Source organism: Streptomyces sp. NPDC054849, assembly GCF_053610945.1.
In genome coordinates, this window is sequence record NZ_JBSGZI010000002.1 from 73,819 (window position 1) to 94,093 (window position 20,275).

Genomic DNA, 20,275 nt, shown 5'->3' on the forward strand with positions numbered 1-20,275 from the left:
AGAAGCCCCCGCACTCGGCGGGGGCTGTCCTCGTGGGCTTTGACCTGGGCTTACGCAGCTGAAACGAAATCCAACTCTGCGAACAAGATTCGGGATCCGGGACATCCGGATGAGGTTCCGCTTGGCGATCACCAGGGAGTCGTTGACGCTCTGGACGACACCGCCGCCGGGGCGGGGTGCCGCGGGTTGCGGCGTCGGGGAGGCGCCCGGGGTCGGGGAGGTGAGGGTCACTTCGCCGTCTCCTTCCGGGCCGCCCTGCGGCCCTTGGCCTCGGGTACGGCCGCGCCGTCGACGTGCTCGTCCGCCGCCCGTTCGGCGGCGTGTCCGGTCAGGGAGATGAACACGTCGTCGAGGGTGGGGCGGCGCAGGCCTATGTCGTCGATCTCGATGCCCCGGCCGTCCAGTTCGCGGATGACCTCGGCGAGCAGCTTGGCGCCGCCCGACACGGGAACGGTCAGCTTGCGGGTGTGTTCCTCGACGGTGGTCTCGCCCTTGCCGAAGCCGGCCAGCACCTCCCGTGCGGTGGCGATGTGGTCCCGTTCGTGGACGACGACCTCCACGCGTTCGCCGCCGGTGCGGGCCTTGAGCTGGTCGGAGGTGCCGCGGGCGATGACCTTGCCGTGGTCGACCACGCAGATGTCGTGGGCGAGGTGGTCGGCCTCCTCCAGGTACTGGGTGGTGAGCAGCAGGGTGGTGCCGCCGGCGACCAGTTCCCGGATGATCCCCCACAGCTGCTGGCGGTTGCGGGGGTCGAGTCCGGTGGTCGGCTCGTCCATGAACATCACGGGCGGGCTGACGACGAGGGCGGCCGCGAGGTCGAGACGCCTGCGCATGCCGCCCGAGTAGGTCTTGGCGGTGCGGTCGGCGGCGTCGGAGAGGTTGAAGCGGTCGAGGAGTTCGGCGGCCCGGGCTTTGGCGGCCTTGGCCTTCATCTGGTAGAGCCGGCCGACCATCTGGAGGTTCTCGCGGCCGGTCAGGTATTCGTCGACGGCGGCGAACTGGCCGGACAGGCCTATGGCGCGCCGGACCTCGTTGGGGTGCTTGAGTACGTCGATGCCGGCGACGACGGCCTTGCCGCTGTCGGGGCGGAGGAGGGTGGTCAGGACGCGTACGGTCGTGGTCTTGCCCGCACCGTTCGGGCCGAGCAGACCCAGGACGGTGCCTTCGGGGACATCGAGGTCCACGCCGTCCAGAGCCCGTACATCGCCGAAGGTCTTGACCAGACCTTCGGCGTGGATAGCGCCTGGCATATGGATTCTCCCAGTGTGAATGGGTTCAGCAGAATCAAGGGCGTTCAGGGCATTTCTACGGGAATTCCAGGGGCGCCGGTCGGGTCTCGCTCGGCCGTGCGGGGGACACGCGTTCAGCTCATCACCTTGTATCCCGCGGCGTGCAGCGACCGCGCGACCTCCGCGCAGTGCTCCGGGCCCTTCGTCTCCAGGTGCAGCTCCACCTCCACCTCCGTGAGCCCCAGTCGCGGGTCGGTGCGGACGTGGCTCACGTCCAATACGTTCGCATCCACCACTGACAACACGCCCAGGAGCCCGGCCAGGGCCCCCGGCCGATCGGCCACGCGCAGCCGCAGCGACAGGTAGCGGCCCGCCGCCGCCATGCCGTGGCGCAGGATGCGCTGGAGCAGCAGCGGATCGACGTTGCCCCCGGACAGGACGGCCACCACCGGGCCGGAGCCGTACCGTTCGGGTTCGCTGAGGAGGGCCGCGACCGTGCTGCACCCGGCCGGCTCGACCACCAGCTTGGCCCGCTCCAGGCACAGCAGCAGGGCGCTGGAGAGGGCGTCCTCGGAGACCGTACGCACGTCGTCGAGGAGCTCGCCGATGATTTTGAAGGGGATGTCGCCGGGGCGGCCGACCTTGATTCCGTCGGCCATCGTGACCGGGTCGTCGATCGACACGGGGTGCCCGACGAGGAGCGAGGGCGGGTACGCGGCCGCGCCCGCCGCCTGGACGCCGACGACCCGCACGTCCGGCCGGAGCGCCTTGACCGCGACCGCGATTCCGGCCGCGAGCCCGCCGCCGCCGATCCCGACCAGGATGGTCCGCACCTCGGGGCACTGCTCCAGGATCTCCAGGCCCACCGTGCCCTGCCCGGCGATGATGTCCCGGTGGTCGAAGGGATGGATGAACACCGCTCCGGTGCGGTCCGCGTAGTCCTCGGCGGCCGCGAGGGTCTCGTCCACGACATGGCCGTGCATGCGCACCTCGGCGCCGTACTCCCGGGTCGCCGCCACCTTCGGCAGCGGCGCCCCGACCGGCATGAACACGGTGGAGCGGACCCCGAGGAGGGAGGAGGCCAGCGCCACGCCCTGGGCGTGGTTGCCCGCGCTGGCGGCCACGACACCGGCGGCCCGCTGCTCGGGGCGCAGGCCCGCGATGCGCACGTAGGCGCCGCGCAGCTTGAAGGAGCCGGTGCGCTGGAGGTTCTCGCACTTGAGGTGGACCGGTGAGCCGGTGAGTGCGGAGAGGTGCCGGCTGCCCTCCATCGCGGTGACCCGGGAGACGCCGGACAGCATCTTCTGAGCTCCCCGGATGTCGTCGAGGATGACCTGCGGAACGGGCTGCGGCACGCGGTAGTTCATGCCGCCAGTCTCGCAGCCTCGGAGCGGCCGGGGCCGGAGCGGCGGGAGGGGTGAAATCCCGCCATCCGGGACGCCCGCAGGACGGCGGTGCGGGCGGGCCGCATCAGTTCTCGCACGCGGCGTACGGGCCGCCGCACGGCCGCGTACTCTGTCCCCCATCCTTGTCGGACCCACGCGAAGAGAGCCCACGGCCATGCCTTCCATCCCGGCCAATTCCGATCTGCCCGCGGCGGTCGACGCGCCCGCCGGAGCCGGTCTCCTCGACGCGCTCCAGCACCAGGTGGCGGTCTTCGCCCGCCGCGCGGAGCAGACCCGTCTGGGCGGTGTGGGCCAGGCCCGCAACTCGATGGACCGCGCCGCCTACCTGCTGCTGAACCGGCTCGACCTGGAAGGTCCGATGGGCGTGAAGGCGCTCGCCGGAGGCATGGGGATCGACTCCTCGACGGTGACCCGGCAGGTCGCGCCGCTGGTCGACAGCGGGCTGGTCAAGCGGACATCTCATCCGGAGGACGGGCGGGCCGTGGTGCTCGCGCTGTCCCCCCGGGGGCTCGCACGGCTGGAGGAGGTCCGCTCCTCGCGGCGCGAGCTGATGGCCCGTGTGACGGAGGGCTGGAGCGAGGACGAGCGCGAGTCCTTCACCGTGCTGCTGACGCGCTTCAACCTGTCGCTGTCGGAGCTGATGGCCGCCGTGGCCGAAGCCGGTCCGGCGTCCTGAGCGGAGTCCGTCCGTCCTCTTGACCTGGGTGGTCCCGCTGACCGCACTATGTGGACTATGTGGGCGGTTGATCAACAGGCAGGCTCCTACGCGGAGTTCGAGGCCTTCGTCGCGGGTGCGGCGGGGCGGCTCCTGCGCGTCGCGGTACTGCTGACCGGCGAACCGGACGGGGCGCGCCGGCTTCTTGCGGGCGCGCTGGCCCGTACGTACGCGAACTGGCGCCGCCTGCGCGGGGACGATCCGTACGACTTCACCCGCCAGGAACTGTGCGCGGCCTTCGCCCGTACCGGCTGGCGCCACCAGGGGAGCACCGGCCTGCTGGGACGGCTGACCCCGCTGGAACGGCTCGTGCTCGTCCTGCGGCTCTACGAGGGGGTCGCCGAGGAGGTCACGGCGGCGCAGCTGGGGCTGCCGGTCGAGCGGGTGCGGGTGCTGTGCAACCGGGCCGTGGCCGTGCTGAGATCCCAGGAGGCGGCGTGAGCGGGATCCCGGACCGCAAGGAATCCCAGGTGAGGCGACTGCTGGAGGGTCCGTACCCGGTGGTGCCGGCCGGCCTCGCGGCGAGGGCGGCGGCGCGGGGGGACCGGCTGCTGCGGCGCCGCCGGGCGCTCCGCAGGTTCGGCTGGGCGGTCCTCTTCGCCGCAGCGGTCGCCTTCACGGTCTGGGCTTCCCTGACCCGCCCGTGGGCCACACCCCCGAGCGGCATCTCCCCACCCCTGGAGGGCTGGTAGCCCCACCACCTCGGCCCCTGTGCAGCCTCGCCGGCGTTTGCGCGGGGTCTGGGGCGGCGCCCCAGGGAACCCGGCTCCGCCGGGCACCGGGCTCCGCGCGGACCCGCTCCTCAAACGCCGGAGGGGCTGGATTTGCCCGGCGGGCCTGGAGGGCGCGCGTAGCCGCACGGACGGGGCCCTCGGGCCATGAAGGCCGGGCCCTGCCCGTGCGGACGGAGGTGCGTCAGCCCAGGGCCTGGGTCAGGTCCGCGATCAGGTCGTCGGCGTTCTCGATGCCGACCGAGACGCGGATCAGGTCCGCCGGAACCTCCAGCGCCGAACCGGCCACCGACGCGTGCGTCATGCGGCCCGGGTGCTCGATGAGGGACTCGACGCCGCCGAGGGACTCGGCCAGGGTGAAGATCCGGGTACGGCCGCAGACCGCGACGGCCTCTTCCTCGCCGCCGGCGACCTGGAAGGAGACCATGCCACCGAAGTTGCGCATCTGCTTGGCGGCGACCTCGTGTCCCGGGTGCTCGGGCAGGCCCGGGTAGAGGACCTTGGTGACCTTCGGGTGGCGCTTGAGCACCTCGACGATCCTGGCCGCGTTCTCCGCGTGCCGGTCCATGCGCACGGCCAGGGTCTTGATGCCCCGCAGCACGACCCACGAGTCGAACGGCCCGGCCACCGCGCCCATCGCGTTCTGGTGGTAGGCCAGCTCCTCGCCCAGCGCCGCGTCCGCGGTGACGAGCGCCCCGCCGACCACGTCGGAGTGCCCGCCCATGTACTTGGTCAGCGAGTGCACCACCACGTCCGCGCCCAGCGCCAGGGGCTGCTGGAGGTACGGCGACGCGAAGGTGTTGTCCACGACCAGCTTGGCGCCGGCCGACCGCGCGATGTCGGCGACGACGGCGATGTCGGTGATGCCGAGCAGCGGGTTGGAGGGGGTCTCGACCCAGATGACCTTCGTCTTCGGGGTGAGGGCCGCGCGTACGGAATCCGCGTCGGAGGTGTCGGCCACCGACCACTCCACACCCCAGCGGGAGACGACCTTCGCGAAGAGGCGGAAGGTGCCGCCGTACGCGTCGTTCGGGATGACCACGTGGTCGCCCGGGGAGAGCAGCGTACGCAGCAGGCAGTCCTCGGCGGCGAGGCCGGACGCGAAGGCGAGGCCGCGCCGGCCGCCCTCCAGCGCCGCGAGGTTCTCCTCCAGCGCGGTACGGGTCGGGTTGGCGCTGCGGCTGTACTCGTAACCGCCGCGGAGGCCTCCGACGCCGTCCTGCTTGTAGGTGGACACCTGATAGATCGGGGGGACGACCGCGCCGGTCAGCGGGTCAGCGGTATTGCCCGCGTGGATCGCGCGGGTCTCGAAGCTCTGGTGCTCGTGGCTGTCGTCGCTCATGGGCAGATGCTATGCCCGCACCGGGTCCGCCACCCTATTGGCCTGTCAGCCCCTCGGTCTGGTTCGCTGGAGGCATGGAGATTCTGTGGTTCGTGTTCGCGATGCTCATGATCGTGTTCATCGTCGGTCCGTACATCCGGCGCAGGCGCGGCGGTGTCCGTCTGGTCGCCCCGGGCAGCCCTGACGCCGCCGACCCGGCGAACTACGGATTCGACCGGCAGGAGGAGCTCGACATCCGCATCCCCGGGCCCGACCAGGACCTGATGGACGCCCTCGACAACGTGCAGCGCACCGGCCAGTGGCAGGCGGCCTCGCAGCTGCTCGCCGGGACCCCGCGGGAGGGCGAGCGGCGCTGGCAGCGCGTACAGGCCTTCGGCGGGGCGGCGGCGCTGGAGCTCGTCGCGCAGCCGGGTGCGGGCGCGCAGTGGCTGAAGGCCTGGCGGCTGGAGGCGGAGAAGGACGCGGGCGGCGCGCAGGTGCACGCGGAGCTGTTGGTGCAGCAGGCGTGGCGGCACTCGGGCGGGGTCGGGTCCGCCGATCACCGGATCATCCTGGAGGAGGCCCGGGACGCGTGCCGCAAGGCCGCGCTGCTGTCACCGGGTGACCCGGTCCCGTACATCACGGAGCTGGCGATCGCGCGGGGTCTGGCGTACTCGGAGGCGGAGTTCGACGAGCTGTGGGCGAAGGTCATCGACCGGGCTCCGGAGCACATGGGCGCGCATCTGGCCGCGCTGCACTACTGGTGCGCGAAGTGGCACGGCTCGCGGGAGAAGGCGGACGCCTTCTCGCACGCGGCCGCGGCGCGTGCCCCGCAGGGCTCGCTGCTGGCGGCGCTGCCGCTGTTCTCTCTGTACGAGAACCTGCCGGACGTGATTCTGAGCAGCGGCTTCTTCCAGAGCCAGGCGGTGACGCGGGCGGTGGAGGGTGCGCTGTACGCGGTGCACACGGCGCGGCAGGACGACCCGATGCTGGCACACGTGCGGCACCTGCTGCTGATGTTCCTGGTCAACATGGAGCGTTGGGCGGAGGCGATGGAGCAGGTGCGGCACGTGGACGGGTACGTGGGCGCGCTGCCGTGGTCGGCCGCGGCGGACCCGGCGGCGCAGTACGCGGTGTACCGGGCGCTGGCGGTGGCGGGGTACGAGGCGAACGGCGGGTCGCCGGCGACGCTCCCCGGGTAGCCCCTGGCGGTGGCCCTCCGGGCGGGTTTGCAGGTTGGGCTCGGTGGTAGCGCGCCCGGGGGGGGGCGGCGGTGGCCCTCCGGGCGGGTTGGCGGGTCGGCGGTGGCCCGCCCGGCCGGGTTGGCGGGTTGGGCTCGGCGCGGGCGGTGTCGGGGTGCGGCCGCCAGGGCTTCGGGGTGGGGTGGTGCCCCTCCGGGACGTCTCCTCGGCTCGCGAACCCTGAGCGGGACCGGCCCGTGGCCCGGCGGTGGGTTCGCTCGACCTGCGGGGACGCCCCGGAGTGTCCCCACCCCACGGCGACGGGCCCGGCACACGGCGGTCCCCCACGGCGACCAGCCCGCCACACGGCACTCCCCCACGGCACCCGCCCGGCACACGCGGTCCCCCACGCCGACCCGGCCCGGGGCACGGCGGTCCCCTCGGCGATCTGCCGGCGGGTGGCGGGCGGTTCGCACGGCCTGCCGGGACGTCTCGGAGCTTCGCCGTCGGCGCGCGGCAGTCGTCCGGGGGACCGCCCGGCGGGGTCCCCGGCGACCAGGGAGAATCCCTGGCCAATAAAGTTGCTGTAAGTGACTGCCGGGCCGCATGATGCGGCAGGCGGCGGCCTTTCGATTCCCGCCACGCACTCCAGCACCGCTTTCATCCCGTGGGGGGATCTGTCCATATGGGCGCTTCACTGCGCGCCTTGCGCGCCCTCGTCCTGCTCGCCGGCTTCTACCTGCTCGGCGTCATCCTGCTGGCCGCCCTCGCGGGCGCCGACTACGCGCTCGCGACCTGGCTGCACGGTCCGATCGTCTTCAAGCTCGTCATCGTCTCCGTCGTCCTCGCCGTCCCGATCGTGCGCGGACTGTTCATGCTGCGCACGCCCAAGGGCGAGCCGCTGCCCGGCGTCACCGTCACCGAGGCGCAGGAGCCCCTGCTGTGGGAGACCGTGCGCGACATCGCGCAGCAGGTCGGCACCCGCGCCCCCGACGAGATCGTGCTGATCGACGAGGTGAACGCGGCCGTCGCCGAGGACGCGCGGCTGCTGGGCCTGCGGCCCGGAACCCGTCGCCTCTACCTCGGTGTGCCGCTGATGACGGGCCTGGACGAGATGCAGCTGCGCGCCGTGCTCGCCCACGAGATGGGCCACTACGCCAACTTCGACACCCGCCTCACGCCGCTGATCGCCCGGGGCCGCGCCCAACTGATCCGCACCATCGGGTACTTCCACGAGCGCGCCGACGGCAAGGTCGCCAAGGAGCGCGCGAAGCAGGAGAAGAAGGACGAGAAGCGGATCGCCAAGGGCAAGAAGGCCAAGGGCGTCGACACCACGGGCGAGGGCGCGATGTACCGCGCCATGGCCAAGATCTACATGGCCTACGGCAACTTCTACATGCGCGCGACCCGCTCCGCCGCCCGCCGCCAGGAACTCGCCGCCGACCTCGCCTCGGTCCGGGTCGCAGGCCGCGACTCCGCCGCCTCCGCACTGCGCGAGCTGAACGCCCTCGACTCCGCGCACGACTTCTACATGAGCTCGTACGCCACCCTCGGCGTCGACGCCGGCCTTCTGCCCCGCCCCGGCGAGGTCCTCGGCGGCCTGCGCCGGCTCCTGGACGCCCGGTCGGCCGACCTGGAGGACCTGCGCCGCAACCTCTCGACCGAGCCCACCTCCCCGTACGACTCCCACCCCGCGCTCGCCGAGCGCGTGGCGCGCATCGAGGCCCTGCCCGACGACGGCCGCGCCGGGCAGGCGGCCCGCCCGGCCCTGGAACTGCTGGCCGACGCGGACGCGGCGCTCGCCGCACTGGAGCAGGTCGTCCTCACCCCGGAGGCCCTCGCCCTCAAGCGGGTGGACTGGGAGGACCTCGTCCACGAGTCGATGACCGCGTACGTCGGCCAGGGCGCGGAGGAGATCGGCGAGGTCTTCGCCGCCGAGGGCGCCGGGCCCGGCCTCGCCGCCCTGCTCGACGCGATCGACGCCGAGCCGGCCGTGCGCTGGCGCATCGCGGAGCGCTTCCCGAAGTCCGAGCAGGCCGCGGCCGCCACCGGCCGCGCGGCCCGCGAGTTCGCCCGCCCGGTCGTCCGGCGGGCGCTGAACCAGCTGGTCACCGTCGAGCTGACGGCGCGCGGCGCCGCCCGCTGGGAGCTGTCCTGGTCCGACTCGGCCGCCCTGCGCTACCCGGCGGACGGCTTCGAGGACCGGCTGGACCTGGCCCTGGACGCGGCGGTCGCCGACCTGCCCGACACCGAATCCCTGCGAAAGCTGGTGCTTGCCCCGTGATCGGCCTCTACATCCTCGGAGCCGTGCTGCTGTTCGGCGCCTTCAAGTTCCTGCGCGGCGTCTACTTCATCCGCAAGGCGAAGCGGCTGGAGGCGGAGATCGGGACGCTCAACGCCGGTACGGAAGCCGTCGAGGCCGGGCAGGAGGCCGAGAAGGCGGCGGCGGTCGTCGCGCTGGGCTTCGTGGCGGAGGAGGACCTCGACACCGAGAACCCCGCGCCGGTGCCGCCGGAGCGGACCGTCGTCCTGGAGGCCGTCCGGTCGGGCGACTGGGAGGCCGCTGCCGCCTACATCGCGGCGGCCGGGCAGGACTGGCACGAGCGCATGGAGCGGGTCCGCCCGCTGGCCCTGGCGGCCGCCGAGGACGACGCCTGGCTGCTGGCCTGGCGGGCGGCGCGGCCCTCGGACCCGACGGCGGCTTTGGTGGACGCCGACACCGCGGTCATGGTGGCGTGGAACGTACGCGGGGGCCAGTCGGGCAGCCGGACCACGCAGGAGCAGTTCCGGCTCTTCCGCGAACTGCTGGTCAAGGCCCAGGGCATCGCGCACGAGGCCCAGCGTCTCGCCGACCCCGCGGACCCGACCCCGTACATCGTGGAACAGCCCATCGGGCAGGGCCTCGGCTACTCCCACGAGCGGTACCGCGAGCTGTGGGACCAGGTCGTCAAGCGCGACCCGAAGGTGCTGTGGTCCCACGTCGCCGGCCTGCAGTACTGGTGCCGGAAGTGGCGCGGCTCGCACGAGCTGGCGCTCGCGTTCGCGCAGGAGTCGGCGGCCGCCGGCAGGCCCGGTGACCTGCTGACGCTGCTGCCGCTGATCGCGTACTTCGAGCAGGAGACGTACGAGGAGGACCTGGCGGCCGAGACGTACTTCAAGGAGCCGGAGATCGTCGCCGCGGTGGACGCGGCGCTGCTGGACCTGGCGGCGGCCGGGGACGAGCACCCCGGGACGGCGCGCATCCGGCACATGCTGGCCTACCTGCTGTTCTGGCAGGACCGCGACGAGCAGGCGGTCGAGCAGTTCCGCCACATCGACGGGTACATCGGCGCCCTGCCGTGGACCTACGCGGGATCGCCGAAGCGGCGGTACCTGTACGCCCGCGACTGGGCGGTGGGCGTGGCCGTGCCGGGCCTCTGAGACGTACGGCGAAAGGGGCGGGCCGGGGAATCCCGGCTCGCCCCTCGCCGTTGTGCCTCCCACAAGGAGGGAATGCATGTTCTCGTACCGTCGCACGCCCGAGCTCCCCACCCGCGAGGAGGCCCTGACGGGCCGCGCGCAGCCGCTCTTCGCCGTGCCCGAGCGCCACACGGTGCTGGGCACCCCGTTGTCCGGCCCGTATCCCGCGCACCTCGAAGTGGCCGACTTCGGGCTGGGATGTTTCTGGGGCGCGGAGCGCACGTTCTGGCGGTCCCCCGGCGTGTGGACCACGCTGGCCGGCTACCAGGGCGGATTCACCGAGAATCCGGCCTACGAGGAGGTCTGCTCGGGCCTGACCGGCCACACCGAGGTCGTCCGCGTGGTCTTCGACCCCTCCCAGGTCTCGTACGCGGCGCTCCTCAAGCGGTTCTGGGAGTCCCACGACCCCACCCAGGGCTTCCGCCAGGGCAACGACGTCGGCACCCAGTACCGCTCGGCGCTCTACACCCACTCCCCCGCCCAGCAGTCGACGGCGGAGGCTTCCCGCACGGCCTACCAGCAGGTCCTCACCTCTTCGGGATACGGCCGGATCACCACGGCCGTCCTCCCGGCGACGGACCGCCCGTTCTGGCCGGCGGAAGCCCACCACCAGCAGTACCTGGACAAGAACCCGGGCGGCTACTGCGGCACGGGCGGGACGGGGGTCTCCTGCCCGATCGGCGTGGCCACGGCGCAATGACCGACCGCCTGTCCCGGCTCTGGCTCTGACCGGCACTGGGAGGACGACCCGGACCAGGTACACGTTGCGCGGTCCGCCGGCCGGCGCCGCGCTGCGGCCGGGCGCCCGGTCAGATCGTCGACGCGTCGATGACGAAGCGGTAGCGGACGTCGCTCGCCAGTACCCGTTCGTACGCCTCGTTGATCTGGTCGGCACTGATCAGTTCGATCTCCGAGGTCAGGCCGTGCTCGGCGCAGAAGTCCAGCATCTCCTGGGTCTCGGCGATGCCGCCGATCATCGACCCGGCGAGGGTCCTGCGGCCGTTGATGACGGAGAAGAGGTTGAGGGCGACCGGTTCCTCCGGGGCGCCGACGTTCACCAGCGCGCCGTCGACCTTCAGCAGGGCCAGGTACGCGTCGAGGCCGAGCGGGGCGGAGACGGTGGACAGGATCAGGTCGAAGCGGCCGGCCAGCTCCTCGAACGTGGCCGTGTCGCTCGTCGCGTGGTAGTGCGAGGCGCCGAGCTTCAGGCCGTCCGCCCGCTTGCGGAGGGTCTGGGAGAGGACGGTGACCTCCGCTCCCAGAGCCACCGCGATCTTCACGCCGATGTGGCCGAGGCCGCCGAGGCCGACGACCGCGACCTTCGTGCCGGGGCCGGCTCCCCAGTGCTTGAGCGGGGAGTAGAGGGTGATGCCCGCGCAGAGCAGCGGGGCGGCGGCGTCCAGGGCCAGGCCGTCGGGGATGCGGACGGTGTAGTTCTCGTCGACGACGATGTGGGTGGAGTACCCGCCGTACGTGGGCTCGCCGTTCCTGTCGAGGGCGTTGTAGGTGCCGGTCATGCCCTGGGTGCAGTACTGCTCCTGGCCGCGCAGGCAGTACGCGCACTCCCGGCAGGAGTCGACGAAGCAGCCCACGCCGACCCGGTCCCCGGCGGCGAACCTGGTGACGCCCGCGCCGGCCTCGAGGACGACACCGGCGATCTCGTGGCCGGGGACCATGGGGTAGATGCCCTCGCCCCAGCCGTCGCGGACCTGGTGGATGTCGGAGTGGCAGATGCCGGCGTACTTGATCTCGATGAGGACGTCGTGCTCGCCGACGGCACGGCGCGGGACGGTGGTGCGCGCCAGCGGGGCGTGGGGTGCGGGGGCGGCGTAGGCGGCGACCCGGGTGGCCCGGCTGCCCTGGTGCTCGGCCCGGGGAGCCGGGTGGCCCTGCTGGGCGGCCTGCGTGGCCTGCGTGGCCTGCGTGACGGACATGGGGTGCTCCTCGAGCGGGACGTCTGCGGTGGATCCCACCTTGCCGGGCCGGCCGGCTTCCACCCATCCCCCTGTTCTGCCTACGACCGGCGAACCTACCCCTGACGGGGTCAGGCTCACGCCCGCACCGCGGCGCGCCGCCCGGCGATACTGGCGGGATGGACCAGCTTGATCAGCGAGCCTGCCTGGGCGAGTTCCTCCGCTCCCGCCGCGCGCGGCTGCGCCCCGAGGACGTGGGCCTGCGGGACTACGGGCGCCGCCGGCGCGTACCCGGGCTGCGCCGCGAGGAACTGGCGCAGCTGGCGGGGGTGTCGGTCGCCTACTACACGCGTCTGGAGCAGAACGGCGGGCACAACGTGTCGGCGGAGGTGCTGGACGCCATCGCGCGGGCCCTGCGGCTGGACGGCACCGAGCGGGCACACCTGGAGGACCTGGCCCGGCCGAAGGCGCGCAGGCGCCGCCAGAGCCGGCGCCCGCAGCAGGTGCGGCCGGAGCTGCGGACGCTGATGGACGCGATGGACGGCGTACCGGCCTACCTCGTGGGGCACCGGCAGGACGTCATCGGCTGGAACCGGCTGGCGGCCGCGCTCTTCGGGGACTTCGGGGCGCTGCCGCCCGCGGAACGGAACCTGGTGCGGCTGGTGTTCCTGGACCCGGCGACGGCGGAGCTGTACGGGGAGTGGGAGTGCCGGGCGTGCGAGGTGGTCAGCAACCTGCGGGTGTACGCGGGTCAGCACCCGGACGACGAGCAGCTGTCGGCGCTGGTCGGGGAGCTGTCGGTGAAGAACGAGGAGTTCCGGCGGCTGTGGGCGGCGCACACGGTCGCGGACAAGACGCACGGGGTGAAGTACCTGCGGCATCCGCTCGTGGGGGAGATGCACCTGTCCTTCGAGACGCTGACGCTGCCGGACGACCCGGCGCAGTCCCTGGTCACCTTCCACGCGGCGCCGGGCTCCGCTTCGGCGGACGCGTTGCGCCTGCTGGCCTCCTGGGACGCCCGGACGGCCGTGCCGCCGGCCGTGCAGACGCTTGCGCCCGCGCCGGAGCGACCACCCGCGCGCCCGGCGGCGGCCGGCGTCCCGGGGCCGGTGCCGGGCCCGGGCCCGGGCCCGGCTACAGCTTGAGCTGGAAGATGGCCGTGTCGCGCTCCCGCCGGTAGCCGAGGGACGCGTTCACCGCCCGCATGGGGGTGTTCTCGTCGGCCACGGTGGTGGTGATGCGGCGCAGCCGCGGGTGGCGTGCGACGGCCTCCGCCGCCATGTGCTGCTTGACGGCCCGGCCGAGGCCGTTGCCGCGGTGGGCGGGGACGACCACGGTGTCGTACTGGAGGGCGCCGGTGCCCGCCGGATCCGGCAGGACGATCTCCGTGTACGCGGCGACCTCGCCCTCCGGGGTCACGGCCGCGACGGTGATCATCTCGCCACCCCGGTCGAGGACCAGCTGCTGGAGGGTGTGCAGCCGCTCGGCCGTCCAGGTCTGGATCCGCTCGTCCATGTCGCCGGTCGGCGCGTCCTCCATGGCCCCGTGGGCCGCGGCGGCGGCCGGCGCCCAGGCGTCGGGGACCAGGCCGTGCCAGGTGAGGAGTTCGTAGCCGGGTGTGGCCGGAGCGGCCTGCCCGGTCCCGTCGGCGGAGAGTTCCTGTGCGTACCAGGCCATCGGCAGGACGTTCTCGAAGCCGAGCGACTCCGCGAAGGCCTGCCCGGGGCCGCCGAGGTCCACCATCGTCGCGACCGAGGTCCGGTCCTGTGCGAGCAGTTCCTCGCGGACCCGCTCCCACAGGGCGGTGCCCACGCCCCGCCGCCGCGCCTCGGGACGTACGGCCAGGACGTCCAGGAACGCGGTGTGCGTGTTGCCCTCCTCCGTGAACAGGAGCAGGCCCGCCACGCCCGCACCCTCCTGCGCCGCCCAGAGCAGGGGCCGGCCGCGTGCCGGCGTGACGCACAGCCGTCCGGCGACCTCCGTGCGGGACGGTGCGGGCAGCTGCGGCAGGTCGGCGGCGCCTGCGGCCGTCAGGACCGCCAGCCAGGCGTCCACCTCGGTGTCGGAGGGGGGCACATCGAGGGAGTGGATCATCATGTCCACGACCCTAGACGGGCCCCGGACGCACCGCTCAGCGCTTTTCGGCCACCTCTGGCGGCCCCGCCGGACAGGTGCCGGAACACGGACGGCGGGGAGCCCGTAGTGGCTCCCCGCCGTCCGCCGCCCTTGATTCACACGGGCCGTCCGTTCACCCGCGGTGTCAGGCCGTGCCGGCCTTCCACTCCGCCCAGCTCATGTTCCAGCCGTTGAGGCCGTTGTCGGGCTTGATGGTCTTGTCCGGGGAGTTGACCACGGTGACCACGTCGCCGATGAGCGAGTTGTCGAAGAACCACGCGCCGGGCTGGTTCGGGTCGTTCGCACCCTTGGCGTCGTTCAGACCGACACAGCCGTGGCTGGTGTTCACGCTGCCGAAGACCGAGTCCGATCCCCAGTAGTTGCCGTGGATGAAGGTGCCGGAGGTGGACAGCCGCATGGCGTGCGGCACGTCCTTGATGTCGTACTCGCCCTTGCCCTCTTCGTTCTTGAAGCCGACGGTGGCGCCGTCCATCCGGGTCTCCTTGAACTTCTCGGAGATCACCATCTGACCGTTGTACGTCGGGTTCTCCGGGGCGCCCGCCGAGATCGGGATGGTCTTGAGGACCGCGCCGTCACGGGTGACCGTCATCTTCTTCGTCTTCACGTCGACCGTGGAGACCTGGCTGCGGCCGATCTTGAAGGTGACGGTCTTGCTCTGGACGCCCTGGACGCCGGGAGCGCCCTGGACACCCTCCAGCGCCAGCTTCAGCGTGACGGTGGAGTTCGCCTGCCAGTACTGCTCCGGGCGGAAGTCGAGGCGCTGGGCGCTGAACCAGTGGCCGACGACCTCCTGGCCGCTGCTGGAGGAGACCGAGATCCCCGCCTGGACGGCCTTCTTGTCCTTGATCGGCTTGTTGAAGGTGATCGAGACCGGCATGCCCACGCCGACCGTCTGACCCTCCTCCGGGACGAAGGAGGCCACGAAGCTGTTCTCGGGGGAGACGGTGGTGAAGGAGGCGTTCTCGTGCGCCTCGCGGCCGTCCGCGTCCTTGGCCGTCGCCGCCAGGGCGTACTTCGTGGAGCGCTTCAGCGCGGCGTCGGGCTTCCAGCTCTTGCCGTCGGCGGCGATCTTGCCGGCCACGGCCGTGCCCTCGCTGGTCTTCAGCTCGACCTGGGTGAGCGTGCCGTCACTGACGGCGACGTTCGCCGCGTCGTTGAGGCCGACGTTCGTGGCGCCGTCCTTCGGCGTGATGGTTATCTTCGCCTTCGAGGTGTCCTTGGCCGCCGCCGCGTCGACCTCCGCCTGGGACTTGCTGGCCTCGCCGTTGCCCTTCGGCTTCGCGTCGTCCCCGTCGCTGCACGCCGAGAGCATCAGTACACCGCCGAGCACGGCGGATATGGCCACCAGGGACCTTCTCCGCCGCTTGCTGTCCGTCCTCACACGCCACTCCATCGTTGCCGGAAGCCCGGGGCTGCCGTCCCGGGGTTGGCCGGGCAGGGGGACGCAGCCCCCTGCCTCGTCCTGACAACGCGTTAACGGCGCCGGCCGGTTCCACATTCCGTTCGGATGTGGGCAACCACACGGTCAGGCGTTGTCGGGTTCTTCGTCGAAGTCCCCATCTTCCTCGTCGAGGTCCCACTCCATCGACTCGGGGTCGTATTCGACGGGTTCGCTGCTCCAGGAGGCCTGTGCGAGCTCCACGCCCGGGATCTCGGCGACCAGGTCGGTGGGGTCGACCAGGTAGGCGAGGGCCTCCGACTCGTCCTCCCGGACGGCGGACTCGGCGTGGCCGCGCTCCTCGTCCGGCATGAACTCGTCGGCCTTGATGTGGTCGAGCGCGGCTCCTGTGAGTGCCTGGACGTCCGGCACCTCCAGGACCAAATCCACTCGAAGCCGTACGTATCGTGATGTCTCAGAAGGGTTCATACGACGGAGAGTAAGCCCGCGGAAGCCCTGACTTTCCCACGACCCGCCCCTTTCCGTAGCATCACCGCACACGGCCAATTCGCTGCTGCCACAAGGGGGATCGCACCGTGTCCGCACGCCGACCGCTGCTCACCGCTCTCGGAGCGACCACCCTGCTCGCCGCCCTGTGGTTCGTGCCCTCGGCGGGCGCCACCTCACCAGGGGCCGAGGAGAGTCGTTCCGGTGCGCCCACGGGCGCGAACCCCGCGGGCCCTGCCACCGACGGCACCGGCGGCCCGGGGACGGCCGGCACACCGGCCGCGCGGGCGCAGACCCTCGCACTCGCCGACACCGGCTCCGTCGACACCACGCCCTATCTGCTGGGCGGCACGCTGTGCCTCGGCCTCGGGGCAGGCTTCGTGGTCTTCTCCGTCCGCCGCTCACACTCCCTGTAAGCGCCCCAGCCCCCTGGCGCTGCCTGCAAGCGCCCGGCGGGAGCCTCCGCACGCGGCGAAGGGCCGCCCGGGATCCGATCCCGGGCGGCCCTTCGCGTACACCGTGCCCGCCGTCAGGCGAGCGGGCCCGTCACCGGCTCCACCGCGGCGACCAGGCCACCCGTACGAATGAACGCGTCGGCGGCGGCCAGGTCGGGGGCGAGGAAACGATCCGGCCCGGGACCCTGCACACCCGCCGCACGGGCCGCCGCGATCGCAGCCCGGCTGGCCGGGGCGGGGGTGAGCCCGTGGCGCAGCTCGATCGCGCGGGTGGCCGCGTACAGCTCGATGGCGATGATCCGCGTCAGGTTGTCGACGGCGGTACGCAGCTTGCGCGCGGCCGACCAGCCCATCGAGACGTGGTCCTCCTGCATGGCGGAGGAGGGGATCGAGTCGGCCGAGGCCGGCACCGCGAGCCGCTTCATCTCGCTGACCAGGGCGGCCTGCGTGTACTGGGCGATCATCAGGCCCGAGTCGACGCCGGCGTCGTCCGCGAGGAACGGCGGCAGGCCGTGCGAGCGGTTCTTGTCGAGCAGCCGGTCGGTGCGCCGTTCGGCGATGGAGCCGAGGTCGGCGGCCGCGATGGCGAGGAAGTCCAGCACATAGGCGACCGGGGCCCCGTGGAAGTTGCCGTTGGACTCCACGCGCCCGTCGGGCAGCACCACCGGGTTGTCGACGGCGGCGGCCAGCTCCCGCGAGGCCACCAGGGCGGCGTGCGCCATCGTGTCGCGGCCGGCGCCGGCGACCTGCGGGGCGCAGCGCACGGAGTAGGCGTCCTGGACGCGCGGGGCGGACTCCTCCTGGAAGTGCCCGGTCAGCCCGGAGCCGTTCAGCACGGCGGCCATGTTGGCGGCGGAGGCGCCCTGGCCGGGGTGCGGGCGGATGGCGTGCAGCTCGGGCTGGAGGACCTTCTCGGTGCCGAGCAGCGCCTCCAGGGTGAGGGCGGCGGTGATGTCGGCCGAGGTGTAGAGCTTCCCGAGGTCGGCGAGGGCCATGACCAGCATGCCGAGCATGCCGTCGGTGCCGTTGAGGAGGGCGAGGCCCTCCTTCTCGCGGAGCTCGACGGGGGTGATCCCGGCCTCGGCGAGCAGCTCTCCGGCGGGGCGGACGGTTCCGTCGGGACCCTCTGCGTCACCCTCGCCCATGAGCGCGAGCGCGCAGTGGGAGAGCGGGGCGAGGTCGCCGGAGCAGCCGAGGGAGCCGTACTCGTGGACGACGGGGGTGATCCCGGCGTTCAGCACGTCGGCCATGGTCTGGGCGACGGAGGGCCGTACGCCGGTGTGCCCGGAGGCGACGGTCTTGAGCCGGAGGAACATCAGCGCGCGGACCACCTCCCGCTCGACGCGCGGGCCCATGCCGGCGGCGTGCGAGCGGACGATGTTGCGCTGGAGCTGGGCGCGCAGCTCGGGACTGATGTGCCGGGAGGCGAGGGCGCCGAACCCGGTGGACACCCCGTAGACGGGCTCGGGCTTGGCGGCGAGGGCGTCCACGATCTCGCGGGCGCGGGCCAGGGCGTCGAGCGCCTCGCCGGACAGCTCGACCCGTGCGTTGCCGCGGGCAACGGCGATGACGTCCTCGGCAGTGGTCCCGGACGTCCCCACCACGACAGTGTGCATATCCATATTCAGCACCCTACGGATTGAATCGCTACCTGTCACTAGCTGGCGCTGTCACGATCGCGCCGCAGGTGTACCCCTTACGCTCCAGGCCGGCGCGCCAACGGTCACCGGCGCCCCCGGAAGCGGCGCCGCTCCCCCGGAGCCTCCTGCGCGGCGGCGTCCGCGAGCCGGACCACCGCGGTGTCCCGCCCCGCCACCACCGGCTCGGGCGAGCGCGCGGCCTTGGCCTTGTACTGGGCGGCGTCCGCCAGCCGGAACAGCCGCCGGGAGGACTTCACCGGCCCGATCGGGTCCCCCGTGGAGGCCACCCCGCAGGCCACGCCCTCACCCAGCTCCAGCCCGGCGGCCCGGGCGCACACCTCCTCGCTGACCCGTACCACCTCGTCCGCCGTCGACCCGACCCCCACCAGGCAGAACTCGTCACCGCCGAGGCGCGCCACGAGGGCGCCGGGCAGCATGGCCCCGCACAGGCTCAGGACCGACCCGAAGCGCTCCAGCAGCCGGTCGCCCATGGCGTGACCGAGGGTGTCGTTGACCTTCTTCAGCCCGTTCAGGTCGCAGACGACGAGGCTGACCACCACCCCGGTCCGCCGGTGCTCCTCCAGGGCCTCGTCGAGCCGCATGTCGACCGCCCGCCGGTTCGCCAGCCCGGTCAGCGGGTCGGTGAAGGCGAGCCGCCGGGCCTCCTCCAGGCGCTCGTTCTGCGCGAGGCCGGCCGCGACCACGGCGCCGAGCACGGTGGCGAACTCGGCGTCGTCCTCGTCGAAATCGGGCAGCCCCTCGTCGCGGGCGACGTACAGCTCGCCCCAGGCCCGCCCGCTGAGCACGATCGGTGCGACCACGCAGGTCCCGCGACCGCGTCGGCGCAGGGCCGCCCCGCGCCGGCCCGGCCGGTCGCCGACGGCGCTCTCGACCCACGCGTGCGGGCCGCCGCCGCCCACCCACCGCTCGTGCAGGAACTCGGTGATCTCGGGGAAGTCGTGCACGGGATAGGACTCGTCCTCGGGGAACTCCTCCTCCCCGGCCCGCCGCTCGCCCTCGTTCACGAGCACCCGCAGGCGCCCGCGCTCCCGCTCCCAGGCGGAAATGGCGGCGAACGATCCGTCCAGCGCCAGGCGGGCACCCCGCGCGGCCGCCCGCACACTGTCCCGCGGCACGCACGCCGCGGCCATCGCCTGCGCGAGGCCCACCACGGCTCGCAGCCGCCCGTCAACTCCCATCACCCCAGGTTAGGGACTTTTGTCCGATTTAGAGATAATTGGCGCGACTTTCAGTACCGGCAAGATCGCCAATGGTGACCGGCCGCCCCGTGGGAGCCGGAGCCGAGCCGGAGCGGGACGTCCTACTCGCCCGGCCAGTTCGGCGTGCGCTTCTCGTTGAACGCGGCCACGCCCTCCGCCCGGTCGCCCGAGAAGGCCACCGTCCGCCAGGCCGCGTCCTCGATCTCCAGACCGGCCGACAGGTCCATCCCGTGCCCCAGCCGCAGCGCCCGCTTGGCCGCCCGCAGACCCACCGGGGAGTTCGCCGCCATCCGCGACGCCAGGGCCAGCGCCTCGGCCCTGGCCTGACCGGCCACGACCACCGAGTCGACCAGACCCAGGGACAGCGCCTCGGCCGCCTCCACCCGGCGCGCCGTGAAGATCAGCTCGGCCGCCCGCGCCGCACCCACCCGGCGCGGCAGCAGCTGCGTACCCCCGCCGCCCGGGATCACGCCCACCGACACCTCGGGCAGGCCGACCACGGCGGTGTCGTCGGCGACGATCACATCGCAGGCCAGGGCCAGCTCGAAGCCGCCGCCCAGCGCGAAGCCGTGTACGGCCGCGACCGTCGGCATCGGCAGCTCCATCACTCCGCCGTAGGCCCCCCGGGTGGTCGGCCGCTGCCGTACCAGCTCGGCGTCCGACAGGGAGTTGCGCTCCTTGAGGTCCGCCCCGACGCAGAAGGCGCGCTCCGCCGTGGAGGAGAGCACGACCACCCGCACCGAAGGGTCCGCCGCGAGCGCCGCGCACGCCGCGCCGAGGGACCGGGCCATCTCCGTCGACACCGCGTTCATCGCCTTGGGGCGGTCCATCACCAGTTCCGCGACGTGCCCGTCGCCTTCCCGACGTACCGCGACGAACTCTCCGAAGCGCTGCTCAGACATGCCTTCGACCCTCCCGGTTAACGACCGTTATCACCGCACTCTAGTGCGCCGGGAGGCCATCGGGTCAAGGCCGCGGGGCGCG

Annotated in this window: 19 protein-coding genes; 9 read left to right on the plus strand and 10 right to left on the minus strand. The window is 72.8% G+C overall.

Annotated elements, in window-relative coordinates; all coding sequences use genetic code 11:
* Nucleotides 1-227: 227 nt before the first annotated feature.
* Complete coding sequence (locus ACWGIF_RS01695; RefSeq protein ID WP_453489417.1) at nt 228-1,250, minus strand: ATP-binding cassette domain-containing protein; 1,023 nt, start codon at nt 1,248-1,250, stop codon at nt 228-230.
* Nucleotides 1,251-1,363: 113 nt separating this feature from the next.
* Nucleotides 1,364-2,596, minus strand: coding sequence for a threonine ammonia-lyase (ilvA, locus tag ACWGIF_RS01700; RefSeq protein ID WP_453489420.1), 1,233 nt, complete (start codon nt 2,594-2,596; stop codon nt 1,364-1,366).
* 193 nt (nt 2,597-2,789) lie between these two features.
* Here ilvA and ACWGIF_RS01705 point away from each other — a divergent pair, with 193 nt between their 5' ends.
* Genes ACWGIF_RS01705 through ACWGIF_RS01715 form a run of 3 tightly spaced genes read left to right on the plus strand, consistent with a single transcriptional unit; the run spans nt 2,790 to nt 4,042 of the window.
* Nucleotides 2,790-3,311: a MarR family winged helix-turn-helix transcriptional regulator gene (locus ACWGIF_RS01705; RefSeq protein WP_453489423.1), complete on the plus strand. Its 522-nt coding sequence runs from the start codon at nt 2,790-2,792 to the stop codon at nt 3,309-3,311.
* Between the two features lie 57 nt (nt 3,312-3,368).
* Entirely contained in the window at nt 3,369-3,791 is a 423-nt protein-coding gene (locus ACWGIF_RS01710) for a sigma factor-like helix-turn-helix DNA-binding protein (RefSeq protein WP_453489426.1), read from the plus strand.
* Nucleotides 3,788-4,042, plus strand: a complete 255-nt coding sequence (locus tag ACWGIF_RS01715; RefSeq protein ID WP_453489429.1) for a hypothetical protein — start codon at nt 3,788-3,790, stop codon at nt 4,040-4,042. The genes ACWGIF_RS01710 and ACWGIF_RS01715 overlap by 4 nt, the downstream gene beginning before the upstream one ends.
* A 223-nt stretch (nt 4,043-4,265) precedes the next feature.
* Here ACWGIF_RS01715 and ACWGIF_RS01720 read toward each other — a convergent pair whose 3' ends face one another.
* On the minus strand, nt 4,266-5,423 hold the full coding sequence (locus ACWGIF_RS01720) for a cystathionine gamma-synthase (protein ID WP_453489432.1): 1,158 nt from the start codon (nt 5,421-5,423) through the stop codon (nt 4,266-4,268).
* A gap of 74 nt (nt 5,424-5,497) precedes the next feature.
* Here ACWGIF_RS01720 and ACWGIF_RS01725 point away from each other — a divergent pair, with 74 nt between their 5' ends.
* From ACWGIF_RS01725 to msrA, 4 genes are all read left to right on the plus strand, one after another.
* Nucleotides 5,498-6,604, plus strand: coding sequence for a hypothetical protein (locus ACWGIF_RS01725; protein ID WP_453489435.1), 1,107 nt, complete (start codon nt 5,498-5,500; stop codon nt 6,602-6,604).
* 664 nt (nt 6,605-7,268) lie between these two features.
* A complete protein-coding gene (locus tag ACWGIF_RS01730) occupies nt 7,269-8,867 on the plus strand; it encodes a M48 family metallopeptidase (protein ID WP_453489438.1) in 1,599 nt (532 codons plus the stop codon).
* On the plus strand, nt 8,864-10,003 hold the full coding sequence (locus tag ACWGIF_RS01735) for a hypothetical protein (protein ID WP_453489441.1): 1,140 nt from the start codon (nt 8,864-8,866) through the stop codon (nt 10,001-10,003). Before ACWGIF_RS01730 ends, ACWGIF_RS01735 begins: the two co-directional genes overlap by 4 nt.
* Nucleotides 10,004-10,079: 76 nt before the next feature.
* Nucleotides 10,080-10,742 (plus strand): peptide-methionine (S)-S-oxide reductase MsrA, encoded by a 663-nt coding sequence (gene msrA, locus ACWGIF_RS01740; RefSeq protein WP_453489443.1) that lies wholly within the window; start codon nt 10,080-10,082, stop codon nt 10,740-10,742.
* A 109-nt stretch (nt 10,743-10,851) separates the two neighbouring features.
* On the opposite strand, the gene ACWGIF_RS01745 is transcribed toward msrA, so the two are convergent.
* A complete protein-coding gene (locus ACWGIF_RS01745) occupies nt 10,852-11,976 on the minus strand; it encodes an NAD(P)-dependent alcohol dehydrogenase (protein ID WP_453489446.1) in 1,125 nt (374 codons plus the stop codon).
* A 158-nt stretch (nt 11,977-12,134) separates the two neighbouring features.
* On the opposite strand from ACWGIF_RS01745, the gene ACWGIF_RS01750 reads away from it, so the two are divergent.
* Nucleotides 12,135-13,100, plus strand: a complete 966-nt coding sequence (locus ACWGIF_RS01750; RefSeq protein WP_453489449.1) for a helix-turn-helix domain-containing protein — start codon at nt 12,135-12,137, stop codon at nt 13,098-13,100.
* Here the strand turns inward: ACWGIF_RS01750 and ACWGIF_RS01755 are convergent.
* From ACWGIF_RS01755 to ACWGIF_RS01765, 3 genes are all read right to left on the minus strand, one after another.
* Nucleotides 13,090-14,052, minus strand: coding sequence for a GNAT family N-acetyltransferase (locus ACWGIF_RS01755; RefSeq protein ID WP_453489452.1), 963 nt, complete (start codon nt 14,050-14,052; stop codon nt 13,090-13,092). The two genes, ACWGIF_RS01750 and ACWGIF_RS01755, sit on opposite strands and share 11 nt — an antisense overlap.
* A 163-nt stretch (nt 14,053-14,215) precedes the next feature.
* Nucleotides 14,216-15,484: a L,D-transpeptidase gene (locus ACWGIF_RS01760; RefSeq protein ID WP_453489455.1), complete on the minus strand. Its 1,269-nt coding sequence runs from the start codon at nt 15,482-15,484 to the stop codon at nt 14,216-14,218.
* A 132-nt stretch (nt 15,485-15,616) separates the two neighbouring features.
* Nucleotides 15,617-15,958, minus strand: coding sequence for a hypothetical protein (locus tag ACWGIF_RS01765; RefSeq protein WP_453489458.1), 342 nt, complete (start codon nt 15,956-15,958; stop codon nt 15,617-15,619).
* A 107-nt stretch (nt 15,959-16,065) separates the two neighbouring features.
* Here ACWGIF_RS01765 and ACWGIF_RS01770 point away from each other — a divergent pair, with 107 nt between their 5' ends.
* Nucleotides 16,066-16,392 carry a hypothetical protein gene (locus ACWGIF_RS01770; RefSeq protein ID WP_453489461.1) on the plus strand — a complete coding sequence of 109 codons (327 nt, stop codon included), beginning with the start codon at nt 16,066-16,068 and terminating at the stop codon, nt 16,390-16,392.
* 113 nt (nt 16,393-16,505) lie between these two features.
* On the opposite strand, the gene hutH is transcribed toward ACWGIF_RS01770, so the two are convergent.
* The 3 genes from hutH to ACWGIF_RS01785 form a co-directional block, all read right to left on the minus strand.
* Nucleotides 16,506-18,047, minus strand: coding sequence for a histidine ammonia-lyase (gene hutH, locus ACWGIF_RS01775; RefSeq protein ID WP_453489695.1), 1,542 nt, complete (start codon nt 18,045-18,047; stop codon nt 16,506-16,508).
* 107 nt (nt 18,048-18,154) lie between these two features.
* Nucleotides 18,155-19,270, minus strand: coding sequence for a diguanylate cyclase domain-containing protein (locus tag ACWGIF_RS01780; RefSeq protein ID WP_453489464.1), 1,116 nt, complete (start codon nt 19,268-19,270; stop codon nt 18,155-18,157).
* A 122-nt stretch (nt 19,271-19,392) separates the two neighbouring features.
* Nucleotides 19,393-20,193, minus strand: a complete 801-nt coding sequence (locus ACWGIF_RS01785) for an enoyl-CoA hydratase/isomerase family protein (RefSeq protein ID WP_453489467.1) — start codon at nt 20,191-20,193, stop codon at nt 19,393-19,395.
* Nucleotides 20,194-20,275 lie beyond the last annotated feature (82 nt).